Consider the following 2,912-nt stretch of genomic DNA (forward strand, 5'->3'; position numbering starts at 1 on the left):
CATCGTGTGCGAAGCAGAGGAGGACGCCGATGACGTGCCTCGACTACCTCCGGCCCGGCGACACCCTGGTGGTGCCCTCCCTCGACCGGTTAGGCAGCGGTCTCGGCGTGGACCCTGCCCGCCCGGGGCGCTCAATCACCGTCTGCCGGAGCGAAATCGGCGCGGCAGAGCCCGCACAGCAGAGGGCCGGCCTCCAGCGCGGCCGGGCTGATCTGGATACGGCGGGCGGGGACGCACTCGCACACCACGGCCAGCCGGCTACCGGCCCTCCAGGTCCAGGCGGATGGTGGCGATCTGGCGGCCGGCCCGGCGGATGCGCTGGAGCGTCTCCAGGGCGGCGCCCTGGTCCAGGGGTGGGGTGTGCTGGGCTTGGTCGGCGAGGCGTTGGAGGCGGCGCTGGAGCTGCTCGGCATCATCGGCCGCGGTTCGGAGCGCGCGCTGGAGATCCTCGGCGGCCGCGTACTCAGCGGCGGCCTGGACGTCGTAGGCGGCCTGCTCCTCCCCTCCCTCGGTGTCGGCCGGCGCCTCCACCACGGGCTGGGGGCCCGGGACGGGCGGGGTCGTCTGGAGGCGTCCGGTGGCGGTGGCAACCTGGACCAGGTCCTGGGTCTGCTCGGGCCGGGCGAGGTGGTGCTCCTCGATGAGCGCGACCACCGCCTGGAGGCGGGCGGCGGTGGGCCGGCCCGGCATCGCCGCCACTGCCTCGTAGACAATCCGCACGCCCTCTGGGCCCCACCGTCGGATGACCGGCAGCAGCTCGCGGGCCTGCCCCTCGGTCAACTCGGTGTGGCCAATTGTCCACACCGCCTCAGCCACGGGCAGGGCACGGATCATCCGGTAGACGTAGGAGCGCGACAGGCTCCAGCGGTCCTCGACATACGCCTCGAACGTCGGGTGACTCTCCCTGTAGAGGCGCCCGCGGTTGATGGTGGCCAGCGCCCGGCCGGCCACCAGGAGCGAGCGGTGCGTCGCCCCGATCGCCTCCTCACACACCGCCAGATCCGCCCGCTCCCGCGCATCCAGGACTCCCTCCCCACGCGGGGCGTAGGGCGCCGGGATGTCCTCCAGCGACAGCTGACGGCCATGGTCGGGATCAGGCAGCGGCGGCATGGTGGGCATGGCCGCACCGTAGCGCCCGGAAGTTTCAGGTGCGCCGTGGGAAGCTGGGCGCCGATCCGAGTAGCCGCAAAGGCGGTGAAACCAACGGATGAGGAGGCACTGGATGGAATTCACGGACAGCACGACCACTAGGACGGCGAAGGTGGTCGTCGTGATCCAGCAGAAGGGCGGCGCGGGCAAGTCGACGATCGCGGTGAACACGGCGGCCTGCGCGGGCCGGTCGGCGCCTATGCCCGCTGACGACGAGACCGGCGCTCCGGTCGTCGCCGCCGGCATCGACGTCCAGGGCACGCTGGAGCGGTGGTGCGCCGGGGTTCGTGAGCAGGCGCTGCCGTTCGACTACGTCGTGACCAAGAGCAAGACCGGCATCCTCCCGTCCATCATCGAGGACCCCTCACGCCGCCGGATCATCGTCGACACCCCCGGCTTCTTGGATGTCGACCCGGACGCGGATTGGGGTGCGGACCCACTGGGACAGAGCCGCACCGCCGATGCGATGCGCGAGGTCCTGGAAGTGGCGGATCTCGCGATCGTGCCGATCACTCCGTCCAGCATGACCTGGAGCGAGTGCGAGTTCACGATCGAGCGTGTCCTCAAGCCGCGGAGCATCCCCTACCTGGTAGTGATCAACATGCACGATCCAGCTAAGGACAAGTCCGAGCGGCAGCTGAGCAAGGTGAAGGCGTGGGTCGACGAGCGGAACTACCCTCGCGTCTCCGAACCGATCCGCCGCTACTCGATCCACGAGCACGCCTTCGAGAACGGCACCCTCGTCACCGAGTACAAGATGAGCGGCACCGCGCTGAACGCCCGAGAGGACTTCATGCGCGTCGCCCTGACGATGGAACAGATGCTCTGATGGGACGACAGATCAACACCGGGGGCCCACAGGGACCCGGGAAACCGGACACGGCAGTCGTGCTGGCCCGCGCTATCGACCGACTCCCCACACAGCAACTCTCGGACGCCCCGGTACTCATCACCCAGGAGCGCGAGCTGCTGGGACGGTGCGAGGCCGCGCTGGAGAACCTACGGATCGCGTACTGGGCGGCGGGCAAGGCGCTCCAGGCGATCCGCGACGGCCGGCTGTACCGGGCGACCCACGGCAGTTTCGAGGAGTACTGCCGGGAGCTGTGGGACATCACGCCTCAGTACGCGGGGCAGTTGATCAGGACGTGGCGGATCACGGAGCGCCTGTTCGAAATGGTCGGCGGGAAATCGAACGAACTAGAAACAACTGTTTCCAGGCGGCTGGGGATCGGCCAGGCCCGAGAGCTGGTCGCCATCGCTGAGGAGTACAGCGTCGACGCCGCTGCGCTGCTCTACCTCGCGCTGGTCCAGGCGCGAGGTATGGCGACTACCGCCGACCTCGTCAAGGGCGCTGCCGCCGCCCTGCCGCCGGCGGCGGCAGGGAAGAAGCGCGCCACCCAGGAAGCGGTGAGCGCGTATCTGGCGAGCCTCGACGGCACCCCGCAGGTACCGCCCGCTCGCGACCCGTACAGGGCGCTGACCCGGGCCAGAAGAGCGCTGAACACCGAGACTCTTCAGGCCGCGATGGAACGCGACCCGGAGGGCACCCGCACGATGGTGCGCGAGCTGATCGAGTCCCTGTCCACCTCGATCGGCATGGATGTAGAGATCAGGTCCAACGCCCCAGAGAGCTGACCGCCTCAACGTGAAAAGGCCCCGGCCACCCCTCTTGGGTTCTAACGGTCCTCGCAACACCCGCGATCTGTGGGAGTTGCGAGGACCGTGGCCGTTGAAGGTGATCTTGCGGGGTTGCGGGAGCGTTT

At 69.3% G+C, this 2,912-nt stretch carries 3 protein-coding genes; 2 read left to right on the plus strand and 1 reads right to left on the minus strand.

The features are described 5' to 3' along the window. Nucleotides 1–258: 258 nt before the first annotated feature. Nucleotides 259–1,119: a hypothetical protein gene (locus tag CRP51_RS27900; protein WP_097234130.1), complete on the minus strand. Its 861-nt coding sequence runs from the start codon at nt 1,117–1,119 to the stop codon at nt 259–261. 103 nt (nt 1,120–1,222) lie between these two features. Between CRP51_RS27900 and CRP51_RS27905 the strand changes: the two genes are divergently transcribed. Beyond that, nucleotides 1,223–1,978 carry a ParA family protein gene (locus tag CRP51_RS27905; RefSeq protein ID WP_097234131.1) on the plus strand — a complete coding sequence of 252 codons (756 nt, stop codon included), beginning with the start codon at nt 1,223–1,225 and terminating at the stop codon, nt 1,976–1,978. Nucleotides 1,979–2,037: 59 nt separating this feature from the next. Continuing rightward, the gene (locus CRP51_RS27910) at nt 2,038–2,784 is read left to right on the plus strand and encodes a hypothetical protein (RefSeq protein ID WP_097234132.1); all 747 of its coding nucleotides are present in this window, start codon (nt 2,038–2,040) and stop codon (nt 2,782–2,784) included. Nucleotides 2,785–2,912: the final 128 nt, after the last annotated feature.

The organism is Streptomyces zhaozhouensis, assembly GCF_900230195.1.
Taxonomy (GTDB): Bacteria; Actinomycetota; Actinomycetes; order Streptomycetales; family Streptomycetaceae; genus Streptomyces; species Streptomyces zhaozhouensis.

Excerpts from the sequence above, each read along its gene's own strand:
- CRP51_RS27900 (WP_097234130.1), bottom strand. The coding sequence starts at position 1,119 with ATGCCCACCATGCCGCCGCTGCCTGATCCCGACCATGGCCGTCAGCTG.
- CRP51_RS27905 (WP_097234131.1), top strand. The coding sequence starts at position 1,223 with ATGGAATTCACGGACAGCACGACCACTAGGACGGCGAAGGTGGTCGTC.